This is a genomic window from Maritimibacter harenae (assembly GCF_009882975.1).
Taxonomy (GTDB): domain Bacteria; phylum Pseudomonadota; class Alphaproteobacteria; order Rhodobacterales; family Rhodobacteraceae; genus Maritimibacter; species Maritimibacter harenae.
Map to the genome: position 1 here is coordinate 462685 of NZ_WTUX01000019.1, position 18036 is coordinate 480720.

At 65.1% G+C, this 18036-nt stretch carries 15 protein-coding genes; 5 read left to right on the plus strand and 10 right to left on the minus strand.

Going from position 1 to position 18036, the window contains the following annotated elements; all coding sequences use genetic code 11:
• Positions 1–43 precede the first annotated feature (43 nt).
• The gene (locus tag GQE99_RS16955) at positions 44–649 is read left to right on the plus strand and encodes a BLUF domain-containing protein (protein ID WP_161352816.1); all 606 of its coding nucleotides are present in this window, start codon (positions 44–46) and stop codon (positions 647–649) included.
• Between the two features lie 103 nt (positions 650–752).
• Here GQE99_RS16955 and GQE99_RS16960 read toward each other — a convergent pair whose 3' ends face one another.
• The 5 genes from GQE99_RS16960 to GQE99_RS16980 all read right to left on the minus strand — a co-directional run bounded on the left by GQE99_RS16960 (position 753) and on the right by GQE99_RS16980 (position 5711).
• Positions 753–1469 carry an LrgB family protein gene (locus GQE99_RS16960; RefSeq protein ID WP_161352817.1) on the minus strand — a complete coding sequence of 239 codons (717 nt, stop codon included), beginning with the start codon at positions 1467–1469 and terminating at the stop codon, positions 753–755.
• Positions 1466–1816, minus strand: a complete 351-nt coding sequence (locus GQE99_RS16965) for a CidA/LrgA family protein (RefSeq protein WP_161352818.1) — start codon at positions 1814–1816, stop codon at positions 1466–1468. The genes GQE99_RS16960 and GQE99_RS16965 overlap by 4 nt, the downstream gene beginning before the upstream one ends.
• 349 nt (positions 1817–2165) lie before the next feature.
• Positions 2166–2408, minus strand: coding sequence for an acyl carrier protein (gene acpP / locus GQE99_RS16970; protein WP_161352819.1), 243 nt, complete (start codon positions 2406–2408; stop codon positions 2166–2168).
• 215 nt (positions 2409–2623) lie between these two features.
• Complete coding sequence (locus GQE99_RS16975; RefSeq protein WP_161352820.1) at positions 2624–3664, minus strand: endonuclease/exonuclease/phosphatase family protein; 1041 nt, start codon at positions 3662–3664, stop codon at positions 2624–2626.
• Positions 3665–4298: 634 nt separating this feature from the next.
• Positions 4299–5711: an amidase gene (locus GQE99_RS16980; RefSeq protein ID WP_161352821.1), complete on the minus strand. Its 1413-nt coding sequence runs from the start codon at positions 5709–5711 to the stop codon at positions 4299–4301.
• Positions 5712–5956: 245 nt separating this feature from the next.
• Between GQE99_RS16980 and GQE99_RS16985 the strand changes: the two genes are divergently transcribed.
• Positions 5957–7996 (plus strand): ATP-dependent helicase, encoded by a 2040-nt coding sequence (locus GQE99_RS16985; protein WP_161352822.1) that lies wholly within the window; start codon positions 5957–5959, stop codon positions 7994–7996.
• Between the two features lie 89 nt (positions 7997–8085).
• Here GQE99_RS16985 and GQE99_RS16990 read toward each other — a convergent pair whose 3' ends face one another.
• A complete protein-coding gene (locus tag GQE99_RS16990; protein ID WP_161352823.1) occupies positions 8086–8550 on the minus strand; it encodes a nuclear transport factor 2 family protein in 465 nt (154 codons plus the stop codon).
• A gap of 134 nt (positions 8551–8684) precedes the next feature.
• Entirely contained in the window at positions 8685–9674 is a 990-nt protein-coding gene (locus GQE99_RS16995; protein ID WP_161352824.1) for a sugar ABC transporter substrate-binding protein, read from the minus strand.
• 265 nt (positions 9675–9939) lie between these two features.
• On the opposite strand from GQE99_RS16995, the gene GQE99_RS17000 reads away from it, so the two are divergent.
• From GQE99_RS17000 to GQE99_RS17010, 3 genes are read left to right on the plus strand one after another with little or no spacing between them, the layout of a single operon-like run.
• Complete coding sequence (locus tag GQE99_RS17000; protein WP_161352825.1) at positions 9940–10893, plus strand: ABC transporter permease; 954 nt, start codon at positions 9940–9942, stop codon at positions 10891–10893.
• A complete protein-coding gene (locus GQE99_RS17005) occupies positions 10890–11867 on the plus strand; it encodes an ABC transporter permease (protein ID WP_161352826.1) in 978 nt (325 codons plus the stop codon). Before GQE99_RS17000 ends, GQE99_RS17005 begins: the two co-directional genes overlap by 4 nt.
• A complete protein-coding gene (locus GQE99_RS17010; RefSeq protein ID WP_161352827.1) occupies positions 11867–13375 on the plus strand; it encodes a sugar ABC transporter ATP-binding protein in 1509 nt (502 codons plus the stop codon). The genes GQE99_RS17005 and GQE99_RS17010 overlap by 1 nt, the downstream gene beginning before the upstream one ends.
• A 154-nt stretch (positions 13376–13529) precedes the next feature.
• Here GQE99_RS17010 and GQE99_RS17015 read toward each other — a convergent pair whose 3' ends face one another.
• The 3 genes from GQE99_RS17015 to GQE99_RS17025 all read right to left on the minus strand — a co-directional run bounded on the left by GQE99_RS17015 (position 13530) and on the right by GQE99_RS17025 (position 17958).
• On the minus strand, positions 13530–15233 hold the full coding sequence (locus tag GQE99_RS17015; RefSeq protein ID WP_161352828.1) for an ABC transporter substrate-binding protein: 1704 nt from the start codon (positions 15231–15233) through the stop codon (positions 13530–13532).
• A gap of 119 nt (positions 15234–15352) precedes the next feature.
• Positions 15353–16360 (minus strand): inositol 2-dehydrogenase, encoded by a 1008-nt coding sequence (gene iolG, locus GQE99_RS17020; RefSeq protein ID WP_161352829.1) that lies wholly within the window; start codon positions 16358–16360, stop codon positions 15353–15355.
• A complete protein-coding gene (locus GQE99_RS17025) occupies positions 16357–17958 on the minus strand; it encodes a GMC family oxidoreductase (protein ID WP_161352830.1) in 1602 nt (533 codons plus the stop codon). The genes iolG and GQE99_RS17025 overlap by 4 nt, the downstream gene beginning before the upstream one ends.
• Between the last annotated feature and the right edge of the window lie 78 nt (positions 17959–18036).

An 18036-nucleotide genomic window follows, 5' to 3' on the forward strand; every position in this document is an offset into this window, starting at 1 on the left:
TCATTGAATGATCCATAGAGCACTCTGCCGCTCGGGCCGAACAATGCTCATCGATTGCCAGCCGTACCAAGGTCGGCGCGCGATCGTGCGACGGTTCTTGACTGGGAAACGGAAAGACCGACCTGTGACAAATCTTGTGGGAATTGCCTATTGCTCTCGTCCGGTTGAGTTCTCGTTCGAGGAGGTCGAGAACATCCTGAGAGTTTCTCAGGAGAAGAACGCCCAGGCGGCGATCACCGGGGCGCTTGTCTATGACAACTTCACTTTCCTGCAATGGCTGGAGGGTGATCCGATCGCGATCCGGGAGGTGTTCGAGCGGCTCTCGGATGATCCGCGTCACACGGATATCAAGCTCATCGCTGTCAGGAAACTGAGTGATCGCCTGTTTCCCGATTGGAGCATGACTGCCGCGGTGACCAACGATCAGGACCTTCGCGGGCTGAAACTGGTGCCGCATATTTCGCTTGCGCAATTCAATCCGTTCGACTGGTCCGAACCGGATGTCGCGGCTTTCATGGATGCGCTCAGCGATTACCTGACGTCTCGGCCCGCGCCGAAATCCGAGGCAATGCCGGAAAGTGTATCGCCACGGAGGGCTGGTGGTGATCCGCTGACGCGGCTCGAGCGGCATCTCGGAAAGATCACGTAGTCGAACCCTTCGTGCCCGGCACGGTACGGACCAATCAGCCTGAGTTTCGGTTCGCTGATTGACGCCAACAGCGCAGACGCCCTGTTGGCACCGTCCACATGCTTTACAAAAGCAGGGCGACGAGAATTGGCGCCAGGATACTCGTCAGCACGGCGTTCAGGGCCAGGCCGATGCCGGCGAATGCGCCGGCGGTCTCATTCACCTGGAAAGCGCGTGCGGTTCCGATGCCATGCGCCGCGACGCCGACGGCGAAGCCGCGTGCGCGCCAATCGTTGATGCGCAGCAGGTTCATCAGCGGGGTCACCACGACCGCCCCGACGATGCCGGTCAGGATCACGAGGACCGCCGTCAGCGTCGGGCTGCCACCGAGCGCCTCGGAGATGCCGAGCGCGACCGGCGCGGTGGTGGACTTGGGACTGACGGAGACGATCACCTGTTCCGGCAAACCGAACGCCATCGCGATCAGGATCGCGGACCCGGCTGCGGCAAGCGAGCCTGCGAATAGCGCGGCCAGCAGCGGCAGGGCGCTTCTGCGGATCGTGGCGAGGTTCGCGTGCAAGGGTACGGCGAGGGCGACGGTCGCCGGACCCAGAAGGAAGTGAATGAACTGTGCGCCGTCGAAATAGGTCGCGTAGGGCGTCTGCGAGATCGACAGGAGCGGCGCGATCAGGAGCACCGAGATCAGCACGGGGTTGGCGAGCGGGTGGCGGTTCAGCCGCGCCGAGATACCGTCCGCCAGAACGTAGGCCACAACCGTGCAGGTCAGCCAGAGCAGCGGGCGGGCGGAAAGGTAGCTCCAGATTTCGGCCACGTCCGTCATTCGCGTTCCCCGGCCAGCCGTTGCACCGCAAGGAACGTGCCCACGCCGACCAGAAGCGCGATGACCGTGCTCGCCACCAGCGTGAGGCCGAGCGCGAACCAGTCGCGCGCGAGCACATCGAGCTGCGCCATCACGCCGACGCCGGCGGGAACGAACAGGAGCGACAGGTGCGCCAGCAAACGCCTCGAAACGGGTGCCACGACGTCGACGGTTCTCGGACGAAGGACGAGCGCGGCGAATAGAAGAAGCAGTCCCAGCACGGGGCCCGGCACGGGCAGGCCAAGAGCTTGGCTGATCGTTTCACCCGCCAGTTGGCAGGCGAAGAGGATCGCGATTGTTATCAGCATGGCAGGTCGATGGCCCCGGGGCTGTTTCGGTTCGCGGGCCGTCGCCGCAGGTGCGTGGCGACGGCCCGTGTTCACCTATCGTCCTGATCCTGCCGAACATGGCAACCAGTTTGCCAGTCGGCCCTTGGCGTGTTCCTGGGCGGCGACGTGGAAGGGTGGCGCCGAAATCGGTGTAGGCGGGGTCGCGCTGCAGGACCTCGAAGAACAGCCCGCCCGCGAAGGCGGGGTTGCACGGCAACAGGCGTGGAACCCCGCAGGGGGCCGGCGGCGGACGACCTCATCCGGCGCGGAGAACGCAAGTGACCGTCTGCATCGGGGGCCGGGGCTGACCTTTCGGATGTGGCGGACTTCAGGCGGCCGCAGGTTTCCTCTGAAGAAAGGCCACCACGTCTCCGAGGGTCGAGAGCCGCTCGATGACTTCGTCCGGCAATTCCACGAAGAAAGCGTCTTCAATGGCCATCCACACTTCGATCGCATCGAGGCTGTCGACCCCGAGGTCGTTCACGAAATGGGTGGTGGCGCTGAGCTTGGCGTTGGCTTTCGAGAGGGTCTGGGCCACGATCTCGATAACGCGGGTTTCCGTGTCGGGCATGACAGAACTCCGGGCGATGGCAGGCTTACGTAAGGTAAGGCAACAGGCCCGATTTCCGAAGCCAAAGTTTCTTCACGGTGGCAAAGGCTTGCTGCGTCCGCGAAAAGAATCGGTGCCTCTCGCGGTCGGTGCCGCGATCAACCTGCGGAAACCTCCGGGCCGGGACGAGCGAACTGGCGGGTCGCGCGATCCGCCGAACGGGGCCGGGCTTTCCTTCAATCCTCCCCGGTATTTTCGCGCCGGGCCGTCTCCATCGACGTCTCGGCCTCTTCGATGTCGCCGGGCCGCAAGGTTGGGGGCGAACGCTCGGAGGACCGGTGGCACAAAGTGACCTCGACCGGATAGTGATCCGATCCGAAACCGCGCAACACCTCCATCGACACGAGGTCCAATCCGGGCTGGTAGAGCACCTGGTCGAGCGGCCACGCCATCCACCAGGACTTGGCATTGTAGGTCGGCAGCAGGCCCGTATCGCGACGAGGGTCGACCAACTGCGCAATCCTCTGCGTCCGCGCGACGCTGCGTTCCCAGGGGACTGCATTCAGGTCCCCCGCCAGGACAACGGGCGCGCCCGCGTCCCGGGCCCGCAGGGCGGTCCACATCAGTTCCGCATCGCGGCCGGCGGACGACTGGCGCGGATGCGGCGGCCGGGGGTGCAATCCGACGAATGCGACATCGTCGCCGGAGGGCAGCTCAATCGTGGTCCGGATCGAGGGCGTATTCCCTTCCGCGGGGAAAAGGATTTGCGTGGCTCTCAGTGGCAGCCGCGAGAAGACGTGCATGCCATAGTAATCCTCGTCAATGTGCGAGGCAGTCTCGGGCATCGTGTCCGACAGGGGTGAGAGGTTTCGGTCCCAGAATTCGTTGGTTTCCAGGGCCAGGAACAGATCGGGTTCCTGCTGCCTAACGATTTCGAGCAACTCGTCGGTATTGCGGTTCTCCATTTGCACGTTTGCGAGCACGATGGAAAATGCCTGCTCGACCGGACACGCCGCGGCCGTTCCTTCAGTCGGGGCAAGATAAGGCGCCAGCTTCACCGCATTGAACGACAGCGCTGCCAGGGCGATCGCGGCCAAGGCGACGCGGACCCGGGTGGCGACAGGTTTGGCGATCACGAGTGCGACCAGCAGGACGGCCGATGCAATCACGTATTGCAGCCGGGGAAAATCGGTCATGCGGACCCACCAGACATTGGTTTCCGCCAACGCAAGGAATGACACCACGGCAAGTCCTGCGGCCACGAGCGTCAGCGTCATCGTCAGAAGTAGGCGCATGGATTTTCGAACGACCCGGTGCTGGTTTCAGAAATGGGTTTGCGACAAAGTGGCCCGCCATCAACCTGTCATCCCCGACCGGAAGGCCCGCAGATTGAAGCCGCGTTCCTGACACCACAAACGCGGCCCCGTCGTGCCCGGTTCCCACGAAGACGGTGTCAGCCGTTGGAATGTGATGCGTTCGGATTCAGAGTTCCTGATCGACGTCCTGGCCCGTCCGGCTTGCCTCAAGTCCGGCCAGGACTGCGCGCTGACGCAGGACCTCGCGGCGGAGTTCTTCCGCTTCGGAGCGCCTAGAGTCTGCGAGAGCCGCCTCCATCCTGCGCTCGAGCCGCGGTATCAAATTCTTAAGCACTTTCGCGTGCTGCGCGTTCAGTTCCCCCATAGGCAGCCTCTGGTTGAATTGCGTGGTCATTGACGGACGATTTGGTTTTCCGCGAGGCGGCGCGGGGCATCCAGCCGTCACACGGCCCATGGCGAACCTCTGAGGCTCGGCGTGGTGCGGTCTGCGCGGATCGTTGGTGAAAGCCTCACTGATTCCGGGTCTCCAATATGAGCGAAAAATCCGGTGCCAACCTGCACATCCCGGACCGCCCCGTCGGCAACAATTGTTGCCTCACATACGTTCGAGCTCGCCATCCATATCCGGAAACACCGGCGGGTGGGCATTCATGTAGGCGTGGGCGGCGCGCAGGACGCGGATGTCGTCGTGTTTGCCGCCGGCCAGCTGGAAGCCCACCGGAAGGCCGGCGTCGGTGAAGCCGCAGGGCACCGAGGCCGCCGGCTGCTGGCTGAGATTGAACGGGTAGGTGAAGGGCGACCACTCGGTCCAGTCGGACATGCCGCTGCCGGTCGGGACGTTCTGGTCCGCCTCGAAGGGCGGGATCGCGACGGTCGGCGTCATCAGCAGGTGGTAGTCCTGGTTGAACCGCTCGAGATGCCGCGTGAACTCTGCTCCGCGGGTCTGGGCGCGGAAGAAGTCGACCGCGTCCCAGCCTTCGGCCCGCAGGGCATTGCCCACGAGGCCCGGGTCGAGCTTGTCGCGCTGCTCCGCGCTGCATCGGCGATAGAGATCGAGAGAAGCGGTGAACCAGATCGTCTGGAAGATGTCGATCGGACTCTCGAAACCGGGATGGATCTCGACGACCTCCGCCCCGAGCGCGGCCATCCGCTCCGCGGCTTCGCTGACACGCGCTGCCACCTCCCGGTCGACCTTCGCGTAGCCCAGATCCTGCGACCAGGCGATCCGCAGCCCGTCGAGCCCGCGGCCCAGATCCTCGCCCCAGTCCGCCGGCTGGCCGCGCTGGGCGTAGGGGTCGACCTGGTCGTAGCGGCCGATCACGTTCAGCATCAGCACGGCGTCCTCGACGGTCCTCGTGATGGGTCCGATATGGGACAGCGTCGGTGCCCGGGAGGGTGGCCATTGTGGCGTCCAGCCGAAGGTCGGCTTGAATCCGAAGGTCCCGGTGAAGGACGCCGGAATGCGGATCGATCCGCCGCTGTCCCCGCCCTGGTGCAGGACGCCCATGTTGAGCGCGGCCGCCGCGGCGGCGCCGCCGGACGACCCGCCCGGCGTCAGGCTGGTGTCCCACGGATTGCGGGTTGCGCCGAAAACACGGTTGTCGGTCACGCCCTTCCACCCGAACTCCGGCGTGTTGGTCTTGCCGAGGATCACCGCCCCCGCCTCGCGCAGCAGGCGCGCCGGTGGTGCGTCGTTTTCGCAAGGTTGGTCATCGGTCAGGAGCGAGCCGTCGCGCGCGGGCATGCCGGCGACCTCCGTCAGGTCCTTCATCGAAACCGGCAGCCCGTCCACCGCGCTCAGGGGGTCGCCGTCCGCCCAGCGTTTCGCCGAGGCATGGGCGGCCGCCTCGGCACCGGTATGATCGACGTGGACATAGGCGTTCACCGCCGGGTTGAAGCGGTCGATCCGGTCCAGTGCGGCCCGCGCGGCCTCGACCGGAGAGGTGCGGCGGTCCCGAAATGCCTGCACGAGCTGCACTCCGTTTAGGCGTCCGATGTCGTCTTGCATTGCGGTCCTCTTGGTTGCCTTTATCGGAGCAACGCACGAGGGAGCGCTCAAGGTCCGACCGACCCGCCCGATGCGCCCGGAAAGCACGGCATCGTTTCGCGTTGGATCACTGTTTCGCGTTGACCGGGTGCGTATGGCGTCGCCCCTCCGGGGCAAGTCGATGGACCCGCCTGCACAACGCATGTTCCTTAAATGTTCCTTTCGGGGTAGACTGACGGCCGAAGCACGACAACGAGGCGGGCAGGATGCAGGCGGGCTATCTCGAAAAGCTCAACGACCGGCAGCGGCAGGCTGTCGAACACGGCGGGACGGGCGAGACCATGGCGCCGCCCCTCCTGGTGATCGCCGGGGCCGGGTCGGGCAAGACCAGTACGCTCGCGCATCGCGTGGCGCACCTGCTGGTGAACGGCGCGGACCCGCGGCGAATTCTACTCATGACCTTCTCGCGCCGGGCCGCGGCCGAACTGACCCGCCGGGTGGAACGGATCACGAAGGAGGCGATGGGCACGGGTTACGCCGCCGAGGCGCTGACCTGGGCGGGGACCTTCCATGCCATCGGGGCGCGGCTCCTGCGCGAAAACGCGCCGGCGATCGGGCTCGATCCGGATTTCTCCATCCATGACCGCGAAGACAGCGCCGACCTGATGAACCTCTGTCGGCATGGACTCGGTCTTACGGAGACGGATCAGCGGTTTCCGACCAAGGGCACCTGTCTCGCCATCTATTCCCGCGTCGTGAATGCCGAAGAACCGCTCGCCGAAACGCTCGCGCGGCATTTCCCGTGGTGCGCGCGGTGGGAGGCCGAGCTGAAACGGCTGTTCGGCGCTTACACCAGCGCCAAGCGCGAGCAGAACGTCCTGGATTACGACGACCTCCTTCTCGCCTGGGCACAGGTGATGACGGATGCGGACTTCGCGGCCTGGCTCGGCGGGATGTGGGACCATGTCCTGATCGACGAATACCAGGACACGAACCGCCTTCAGGCGCGCATCCTCTTGACGCTGAAACCCGAGGGCCGCGGGCTGACGGTGGTCGGGGACGATGCCCAGTCGATCTACGCCTTCCGCGCTGCCACCGTGCGCAACATCCTCGACTTCCCGTCCGCCTTCTCGCCGCAGGCGAGGGTGGTGACGCTCGACCGCAACTACCGGTCCACCAAGCCGATCCTCGCCGCCGCCAATGCCGTGATCGGCGCGGCGTCCGAACGCTTTGCCAAGAACCTCTGGACCGAGCGCGAGTCCGCGGAGAAGCCGCGCCTCGTCACCCTCGCCACCGAGATGGACCAGGCCCGGTTCATCGTCGACCGGGTGCTGGAGGACCGCGAGGCAGGTACGCGGCTGATGGATCAGGCGGTGCTCTTCCGAACGGCGAGCCACTCGGGTCAGCTCGAAGTCGAGCTGACCCGGCGCAACGTGCCCTTCGTGAAGTTCGGCGGGCTCAAGTTCCTCGACAGCGCCCATGTGAAGGACCTGCTTGCCATGATGCGGTTCATCCAGAACCCGCGCGACCGGGTCGCCGGGTTCCGGGTGCTTCAGCTCCTGCCGGGAGTGGGTCCGAAGGCCGCGGGCCGGGTGCTCGATGCGCTGGCGCTTTCACCCGACGCCACGTTCGCGCTGGAGACGATGGAACCGCCGTCCCGCGCGGCTTCGGACTGGCCGGCATTGGTCAAGGCCCTGACGACCCGCACCGAATGGCCCGCGTCGCTGGGTCTGGCCCGTGCCTGGTACGACCCGCATCTCGACCGGATCCACGAGGACGCGGAGGCGAGACGCGCGGACCTGCTGCAACTGGAGCAGATCGCCGCCGGATATCCGACGCGCGAGGCCTTTCTCACGGAATTGACGCTCGATCCGCCCAGCGCCACGAGCGACCAGGCCGGTATTCCGCACCAAGACGAGGACTACCTGATCCTTTCGACCATCCATTCCGCCAAGGGCCAGGAGTGGAAATCCGTCTACCTGCTGAACGCCGTCGACGGCTGCATCCCCTCCGATCTCGGCACCGGCACCACCGAGGAAATCGAGGAAGAGCGCCGCCTGCTCTACGTCGCGATGACGCGCGCGAAGGATCGGCTGACGCTCGGCGTGCCGCTGCGGTTCTACGTCACGCAGCAGAAGCGCAACGGGGACCGCCACGTCTATGCCATGCGAACCCGGTTCATCCCGAAGTCCATGTTGGAGCACTTCGACTGCTGCACCTGGTCACCATCTCGCGAGAACGCCGTCCCGCCCCCGGCCCCGGGGCGGATCGACGTGGCACGCGGCCTGCAGGCGCTTTGGGAGTAGGGTCCCGGGGGTGCAGTCGGCGTTACTGATTCAGGCGCCTGCAGCCGAAACACTTTGCCACCACTCCAGCGGAGGCGCGGCCCTGCGCCTCAGGCGCTTTCGTAGTGGCGTGCCCAGTTGTTGTAGCACTCGAACGTCTTGGGATAATCCGAAACGCGCTGGTCGCCGTACGCGCGCTTCCGCTTTTTCGAGCCGAGCGCCTCGCCGTATTCCTCGACCGGGACGTAATACAGGAACTTCAGCGTGCGCTTTGAGAATTGCCAGACGCCATTCTCGCGCCGGTATTCGTCGTCGTAGCGCACGCTGCCCACGAGCGTCTGACCGTTCCGGTGTGATTCCGCGTGGCAGAAACATTCGCCGGTGGCGCGGTTCCGGTCGGAGTCGTCGAAGGTGATGATGTTGTCGTGGGTCCAGTGGACCGAGATGTCGAGGACCTCGAAGCGTCCGCGATACATCTCCATAACGCCGTCGCGGCCAATGCCCTTCATCATGCCGTCCTGCGACACGACCTCGGCGTCCTCGGTGAAGACATCAAGCGAGTAGCGACCAGACATCACCGGCCGTTGACCGGCAAGGACAGGCGCGAACCGTTCTTCTGGCAGTACCCCGCGAACACGAAAAAGGGCCGCGTGTTTTCACGCGGCCCTTTCGATTGTCGAAGTCCGGCTTACGATTGTCGAAGTCCGGCTTACCAGGTGGGGCGCTCGAACTCGTCCACGTTCTCCGGCAGGACCTTGGGCGTTTCGATGCCCTGAAGCTCGGGCACTTCGATGCCGTTGGCCACCTTGACCGCGGTCTGGATCGCGAGGATCGCGTCGTCGACCGGCGATTGCTTGTTCGAACCCGAGTGCCAGCCGGCCTTCATCGCATCCCAGCCTTCGCCGAACTGGTTGCAGGTCACGACCTTGACTTCGCCGGGCTCCTTGCCCGCGCCCTGAAGTGCGCTGATCACGCCAAGTCCCATGCCGTCGTCGAAGGCATAGACGCCGTCGATCTCGTCACCGAACTGCGTGAGGTAGGTCTCCATCACGGTCTGGGCCTTCTCCCGGTTCCATTCGGCGGTCTGGCTGGCCAGGATATTCACGTCCGGGTAGCCGTCGGCCAGCCGGTCGAGGAAGCAGTTCTTGCGCAGGATCGACACCGAGTAGCCCGGCGTGCCCTCGACCACGACGATATTGCCTTCGCCCCCCAGTGCGTCGCCGAGCATCTCGGCGGCCTGTTCGGCCTGGGCGCAGTCGTCCGGTCCGGTATGGCCGACGATGTAGCGCCGCCCCGCCTCGCCGATGGGCGAGTTGGAGGTGATCACCGGGATGCCCGAGCGCGAGGCATTGCGGATCGCGGGGATCAGCGCGTTCTGCGACGTGGGCCACACGACCAGCGCGTCGGGGTTCTGCGAGGCCATGTCCTGGATCTGGTCGAACTGCACGGCCGGATCGCCCTGCGGGTCCATCACGGTGGCCTGGATGCCAAGCTCCTGGCTATAGGCCTCGGCGGTCTCGGCATATTTGGCCTGGTAGGCGTTCGAACCGGGATACAGCACGGTGATGCCGATGCGCGTTTCCGAGAGCGGTTTCTTGAGCTCGCCGCCCAGCCATTCAGGCGCGTCCTGCGCCCCGGCGATCCCCGCGGAAACGGCGACGGAGACGGCAATCGCCAATGCCTTCTTCAATTGGGTCATGTGTTTATCCTCCAAACGCTGCCCCTCCTCCTGAATGCACCCCGTCGGCAGCGGGTCGGGGCGCTTGCCTCTCCATGATCCGCAGACCGCACATCCAAACAATTCCTCAGATGTCCAAATCTGACTTTACGCGAATTGCAGGCCGCGGAGCCGGTCCGCATGCCTTCGTCATCCCGACGGCTCGCAAAAGAGTCATTTTGGATTTTTCGGTCGTTCTTCGGACGCCGCGGTCTGGCTAACGTCGGGACAAGGAGGAGGTTCACACATGGAACAGAGGTTCAAGCGCCTGTTGCGCAGGCACGGATTGGTGGTTGCGTTCCTGGTGTTTCTGGCAGGCGTCGCGTTCAACGCGGATGCCTTCCTGACGCCGGGCAACATCCTGGACGTGCTGCGGCAGGTCTCGATCACCGGCATGATGGCCGTCGGCGTCACCTTCGTGGTCCTGACCGGACGGCTCGACCTGTCCGTGGGGTCGCTCCTGACCCTGCTCACGGTGATCGTCGTCGATCAGCACAACGTGGCCGGGCCATTCCCAGCGATCGTGATGACGCTGATCGCCGGGCTCTGCATCGGCGCCTTCAACGGGCTGCTCGTGGGTTTCGTCGGCCTCAACGCGCTGATCGTGACCCTTGCCATGCTTTCGTTCCTGCAGGGGCTCGTCCTGTTCTACTCCGGTGGTTCGAACGTCAACGTCGAGAACGCGCAGGACACCTGGTTCGCGGTCTTCGGACGGGGCGAGTTCCTGGGCCTGCCGCTGCCGGTCATCCTGTTCCTCGTGGGCGCCGTGATCGCGGGCCTTGTGCTTCAGTTCACCACCTTCGGGCGCCGGGTCTACGGCGTGGGTGGCAACGAGACCGCCAGCATCTTCTCGGGCATCGACGCGCGCTGGACGGTCTTCTGGACCTACGTGATCTCGGGCTTCACGACCGGCGTGGCCGCGATCATCATGGGCAGCCGCGTGATGGGGGCGCAGAACACCATCGGCCAGGGCTACGAGCTTACGGTGCTGGCGGGCGTCATCCTTGGCGGCACGTCGCTCCTGGGCGGGTCCGGCAGCATCTGGCGCACGGTCATCGGCATCTCGATGCTGGGTTTCATCCAGAACGGACTGCTTCTTCTGGGCTTTCCCTACTACGTCCAATGGCTCGTCACCTGGGCCGTCATCATCGTCGCCGTCTGGATCGATCTGGGCGCCAAGCGCGGGAGGATCTTCGCATGAGCCACACATCCACGGTCACGACCGACAGATCGCCCGCGCTGGCCGCGCTGTCCTGGCTGCTGCGCAACCACATCTGGGTGTTCCTGGCCCTGACGATCATCGTCTTCTCGCTGGCGAGCCCCTATTTCCTGACCCTGAACAACCTGGGCAACATCCTGACCCAGGGGGCGTTCATCGGCATCCTCGCCATCGGCATGACGATGGTGATGATCGACGGCGAGATCGACCTGTCCGTCGGCGCCGTGCTCGCACTCGCCTCGGCGCTCGCCATCGGTTTGCAGGATCACATGGGCGTCTGGCCCGCCGTCTTCCTTGGTCTGATGTCCGGCGCGGCGCTTGGTTTCCTCAACGGATCGCTCGTGGCGCTGTCGGGAATGCACTCCTTCATCGTCACGCTGGGCGGACTGATCGGCATCCGCGGGCTCGTCTTCGTCTACACCGGCGAGAATGCCCTCATGGTGCCCGACTTCAGCTATACCGAGATCCCCGAGATCTACCTGGGCCCCGTCTCTCTCACCGCGATCATCTTCTTCGGGCTGGCGCTCCTGTTCCAATGGGTGCTGTCGAGCACCCGGCACGGACGCGAAACCTACGCGGTGGGCGACAATATCGAGGCCGCGCATGACGCTGGCATCAACGTGAAGCGCCACAAGATCATCAATTTCACCCTGTGCGGCACGCTCGCCGCGGTCTGCGGCATCCTGCTTTCGATGCGCCTGGGCACGGCTGAACCAAACGCGGGCCGGATCTGGGAACTCTGGACGATCATCGCGGTCGTTCTGGGCGGCACGCGGCTCCAGGGCGGGTTCGGGAGCCTCTGGATGACAATCGGGGGCGTTCTGACGCTGGCCGTTCTGCGCAACGGACTGCGGCTTCTGAACACGCCCAACTACGTCGAACTGATGGTGATGGGGTCCGTGCTGATCCTTGCGCTGGTGCTCGACAAGATACTCAACCGCCGGGAGGCCACGTGATGAGCGACGTCGTTCTCAAAGTGAAGGACATCACCAAGACGTTTCCGGGGGTGAAGGCCCTGGACCGGGTGAGCTTCGACATACGCCCCGGAGAGGTCCACGCGCTCGTGGGCGAAAACGGGGCAGGCAAGTCCACTCTGATGAAGGCGCTGGCAGGGCTTCATCGCCCGGACGAGGGCCAGATCTTCTACCAGGGCGAGGCGATCGAGGTCGCGGGCCCTCTCGACGCGCGCCGCAAGGGTATCCTGCTGATCCACCAGGAGCTTTCGCTGTCGCCGGAACTGTCGGTGGCCGAAAACATCTATCTCGGCGCCTGGCCGACCAACCGCTTCGGGGTGCTCAAGAAACGCGAACTGCGCCGGGACGCGACCGCCGCGCTCGAGGCGCTGGGCTGTGGTTTCGGCCCGGATGTGCGCGTGGGCTCCCTGTCGGTCGCCAAACAGCAGATGGTCGAGATCGCCCGCGCGGAAGCCTTTCGCGCCAACGTGGTCATCTTCGATGAACCCACCGCGTCGCTCACCGACAGCGAGAAGGACCAGCTGTTCCATACGATCCGCGGCCTGAAGGCACGCGGCGTCGGCATCGTCTACATCTCGCACAAGATGGACGAGATCTTCGACATCACCGACCGGATCACGGTGCTGCGCGATGGCCAGGTGCAGGGCACGGTGGACACGCGTGACACCGACCTCAACCAGATCACACGTATGATGATCGGCCGCACGCTGGACACCTATTTCGTGAAGGCCAAGGCCGAATTCGGGGCCGAGGTGCTTCGGGTCGAGGGGCTGAGCAACCGGCCCCTCTTCGAGGACGTGTCCTTTTCCGTGCGTGAAGGCGAGGTGTTGGGACTTTACGGCCTTGTCGGCGCCGGGCGTTCCGAACTCGTCGAGACGATCTTCGGCGTGCGCAGGGCGGATGCCGGCAAGCTGTTCTGGAAGGAAGGCGAGATCGAACTGCCCACACCGCGCCAGTCGATCGACATGGGCATGGCGCTGGTCCCCGAAAGCCGCAAGGAACAGGGACTCGTCCTCATGATGGGCGGGCGCGAAAACACGTCGCTCCCGCACCTGCGACTGTTCTCCGAGGTTTCGGTGATGAACCGGGCCAAGGAAATGGCGGTGTTCGAGAAATACCGCTCTGCGCTTTCGATCAAGACGACCGGCCCCGACCAGGCCGTTTCCCAGCTGTCGGGGGGCAACCAGCAGAAGTTCGTGCTGGCCAAGTGGCTCTGCGCCGATCCCAAGCTGATCATCCTCGACGAGCCGACGCGGGGCATCGACGTGGGTTCGAAATCCGCAATCCACGAACTGATCGCGGAGCTCGCCGAACAAGGGCTCGCCGTGATCGTGATCTCCTCGGAGATGCCCGAGGTGCTTGGCGTCAGCCACCGGGTGCTTGCCATGTCGGAAGGATCGGTGGTGGCCGAGTTCGAGGGCGCGGCGATGACCGAGGAGCACCTGATCGACGCGGTTTCCCATGCGCGCGAACCGGTGGCGGCAGAGTGAAACACATGTACCGGTGGCGCGAACTCGAGTGCCGCGCGCTGCCTTCTGCTTGCGCCGGTGGTGGGCCACGACGGACAAGGCGCGAGTCGACCATCGAACGGGCCGCGCGGGATCACGCGGCCCTTTTTTCGTGCCCGTTCGCTGAAACCGGCGCTCAGTAGTGTCCGCGTTCGCGCATGATCGCGTCGATCCGGTTCTGCGACCGGGCCAGCGCTTCGTCGACGCCCTGCGCGCGTTGCAGCATCATGTGGATCTCCTCGCCCAACACGTTGAGCACCGCGCTGAACTCCGGGATCGGCGGGCGCGGCCAGGACTGAAGCTCGCCGCGGCGTTCCATGCCGTCGACCTTGCTGATGATCTCGCTGCTGGCCTGCACCTCGGGGTCCGCGCTGGTCGAGAAGCGCGGGCTCGTCAGGTTGCCGTTCAGCACGTTCCACTTCAGCATCTCGGGGCGCGTGAGGAACTCCAGCACCTTCCAGGACGCCTTGCGCCGTGACGGGTCGAGCCCGGCGGGAATGGCCAGGGAGAACCCGCCGATCGGGGTGACCGTGCGGCAGCCGGGGGCATGGGGATGGGGCAGGAAGGTCACCTTGCCGTGGGCCGGGGCGTGTTCGTTCTTCTCGAAGGCGGCGGCGCGGATGCTCCAGCCGTAGGTCATCGCCGCCTCGCCGCGCGAGAAGATGGCGATGCGCCGATCCCAGTTGCACACCAGGCTTTCCTTGTGGGCGTAGGCCGAGAGCTCCAGCAGGAACTCGGCCGCGCGCCGGGCCGGGTCGGTGTCGAGCATGGGGCGGTAATTGTCCTTCTCGATCACCGTCAGGTCGAATTCGTCGCCCAGCGGCGTGAGGTTGATGATCGGCTGACCGAAATCCGCAAGCGTCTGCACGAAGGTATGAGCGACCGGCGTGCCCTTGCCGAAATTCATCACGATACCGGACAGGCCGAAGCCGGCCCGGTGCAGCGCGCGGGCCGAAAAGAGCACGTCATCGGTGGTCTTGGGGATCGGCAGTCCCGCTTCGGCGAACAGGTCGGACCGGCAGAAAAGAAGTTCCGCGGTCGGCTGGATCGGCAGGCCATATTGGTTCTTGTTCCAGGACGAGCCGCGATAGGCCGCGCTGTGGAAGTCGGACGGGTTGTAGCGCTCTTCCTGCATGAGCTCGTCCAGCGGGTCGATCACGCCCTCCGTGGCGAGCTGGCCGATCCACGGCAGGTCGACCGCGACGAGATCGTATTTCGAAACCGGACGTTTCGCGTTTTCCATGATCTCGCCGTGCAGCTCGTCGAGCGGCAGGTTCACGATCTCGATGCTCGTGCCGCACAGTTCGTCCAGATTGGACGAGTATTCACTCAGCGTCTTGAAGGTCGGGTCGATAGGGCAAAGGATGCGTATCGTGCGGTCGATCCCGACGCCCGAGCGCATCGCCGAAGGGTAGGGCAGGATGCGCGAGGCCATGTAGTAGCCGCCGAAGTAGAAATCGCCGATTTCCCCGTCGCCGTTTCGAAAGCCGAAGGTGTTGCCGACCATCGCCTTGAGCTGCAGCGCGAAGCTTTCGAATTCCTCGATCAGCTTGCGTGTCGGGTGAAGCGAGAAGGACTTCCCGGTCTTTGATTTCGGGCGTTTGTGCAGGAGCCCTTCGTCCATCAGCTCCGAAATCCGCCGCATGGCGGTGCCGTAGGGCACGTCGGCGGCCATCGCCGCTGACGTCACGGTCAGCAGCTTTCCCTCGAGGTGTCGGCGCATTGCGTAGGAGATGATGTTCCAGCGCGGATCGACCGTGGCGAGCGGGGTCCGCTTCTCGGATATCTCGCGGTTGGAATCCACGAAATTCAGGATGCGTAGCAGTTCCTCACGCGTCATGGTCCGTCCTCCCAGCACGCCGGATGACATGATCCTACCAGAAAACGGCGCCCGGGCGGGGTCCGCCAGCGCCGTTTTGTCCATTTCTGATTTTTCGGCGTCCGGGCCTGCCGGGCAGCTCAGTAGTCCGGCGCGATGCTGCGCCCTTCCCGGGCCGAACGCGCGCAGGCCAGCGCGATGGCAAGCGCCGCGCGGCCGTCCGCGGCGGTGGCCGACGGCGCACGCCCTTCCGTCAGGGCGCTGTGGAATTCGTCCAGGGCGTTGTAGAAAGATTGGTCGTAGCGCTCGAGAAAGAAGTGCTTGAGCGGCTCGCGCGCCTCCGTGCGCGTGGCGTCCCAGCGCACCAGCGTGTCGTCCCGGTGGTTGACGGTCTGGACCATGCCGGTGTCGCCGAACGCTTCGAGCCGCTGATCGAAGCCGTAGGCGCAACTGCGGCTGTTGTTGATGTGGCACAGAAGGCCCGACGGCATCTTCAGCGTGGTCATCGTCATGTCGAAATCGTCCAGCGCCCCGATGTCCGGGTCGAATTGGCAGGACCCGAAAGCCTGCACCTCGACCGGACGCTCGCCCGCGATCCAGCACAGAAGGTCGATGTCGTGGATCGTGGCGTCCACGAAGTAGCCCCCGGACGCCTTCACGTATTCGATCGGGGGCGGGGCCGGTTCGCGCGACGAGCTCATCAGCATGTTCAGGCGCCCGATCTCGCCGCGGGCGACGGCCTCGCGCAGGGCGCGGTTGTCGGGATCGAAGCGGCGGTTGAAGCCCAGCATGAAGGGCACCGGGTGGGCTTCGAGGGCATCCATCGCCCGACCGACCCGCTCCAGCGTCTGGTCGAGCGGCTTTTCGCAGTAGATCGGCTTGCCGGCCCGGGCCGCACGTTCGATGTAGTCGACATGCGTGTCGGTGGGCGTCGCGATGACCACCGCGTCCACGGCAGGGTCCGACAGGACCGCGTCGAGGTCGTCCATCGCCCGTCCGCCGTATTGCGCGGCCGCCTTCTGCGCCGACGTCATGCGCGGGTTGTAGATCACCTCCAGCGAAAGGCCGGGGTGCGCGTTGATCTTGGGGCCATAGACATGGGCCATGCGGCCGGTGCCCATGAGCGCGATGCCGAGTGTCGTGGTCATGCCGTCACCTTTGCGTCTTCGAGGATCATCGAGGCGGCCTTCTCCCCGATCATGATAGTGGATGCGTTCGTGTTGCCCGTGACGATGCGCGGCATGATCGAGGCATCGGCGACGCGCAGCCCCTCGATCCCGTGGACCCGCAGGCGCGGGTCGACGACCGCGTCCGAACCGGTGCCCATCTTGCAGGTCCCGACGGGGTGCAGCAACGACAGGCCGTTCGCCCGGCAGTATTCCAGCAGCTCCGCCTCGCTCTGGACCTCTGGCCCGGGGGAAATCTCGTGGTCGACGCAATCCGCCATCGGCGGGGTCTGCGCGATGCGACGTCCGAACTTGAGACCCGCGATCGCGGCCTTCCGGTCGGCCTCTTCGGCGAAGAAGTTGAACTGTATCTCCGGCTGATCGGTGGGGGCCGCGCCGGTGATACGCACGTGGCCGCGGGACGTCGGGCGCATGTGTTCGGCCAGTATGGTGAAGCCCGAGAACGGGTGCGGCTTGAGCTGTTCGTCGGTGCACCAGGCCATGAACGTCACCATCATGTCGGGCCGGTCGATCTCCGGCCCCGACCGGATGAAGGTGTTGGAATAATTGCCGTTGTCGGCGAAGGGGCCTGTCCGGAAGACAAGGTGGCGCAGCAGCTGCAGACCGCCCTTGATCTTGTTGTTGTAGAGGTCGTTGACGGTCGAGCGCACGGTGGAACGATATTCCGCCCCGATCCCGAAATGGTCCTGCAGGTTCTCGCCCACACCCTTGAGCTCATGCTGCACGTCGATTCCGTGCGACCTGAGAAGCGGGGCCGGGCCGATCCCCGACATCTGAAGGATCTGCGGCGAGTTGAACGTGCCGCCGCTCAGGATGATCTCGCGTCGCGCGCGGGCCTCCTGCGGGCCGGAACGATCCGTCCAACGCACCCCGGTCGCGCGTTTTCCGTCCAGAATGATCCGTTCGACCATCGCGTTGAGCCGCAGATCGATCTTCTCCATCGCCGAGCCGCGCAGGTAGCCCGCCGCCGTGCTCCAGCGCATGCCGTTCCTCGTCGTCGTCTGGACGTAGCCGGTGCCCTCCTGCTGGGCCCCGTTGAAATCGCCATTGCGCGGCACGCCAAGCGCCTCGGAAGCGGCGTGGAACGCCTGGCCCAAGGCGTGGTCCGTGCGGATGTCCGAAACCGAGACGGGGCCGCCCGTGCCGTGGAAGTCGTCGGCCCCGCGTTCCTGGTCCTCGCAGGACTTGAAGAAGGGCAGCACGTCGTCCCAACCCCACCCCTCGCAGCCCGCCGCTTTCCAGCCGTCGAAATCCTCGGGCTGCCCGCGCATGTAGATCATGCCGTTGATCGCCCCGGTCCCGCCCAGCACTTTCCCACGCGGCTGGAACAGGCGGCGGTTGTTCAGGTGCGGCTCCGGCGCGCTCTCATAGCACCAGTTCACCTTGGGGTTGGCGTAGAGCAGCGAATAGCCCAGCGGGATGTGGATGAAAGGGTTGCGGTCACGACCGCCCGCTTCGAGCAGGAGCACCGAATGCCCGGCTTCGCCCAGCCGACCGGCGACGGCGCAGCCCGCCGAGCCGGCCCCGATCACGATGTAGTCGTAAACCTGCTGCGCCATGTGAACCTCCCTTGTCTGGCTCGAAGCTGCCGGAAACCGGGGGGGCTTGGAATTCTCGAAATGTCAGATCTGGACAGA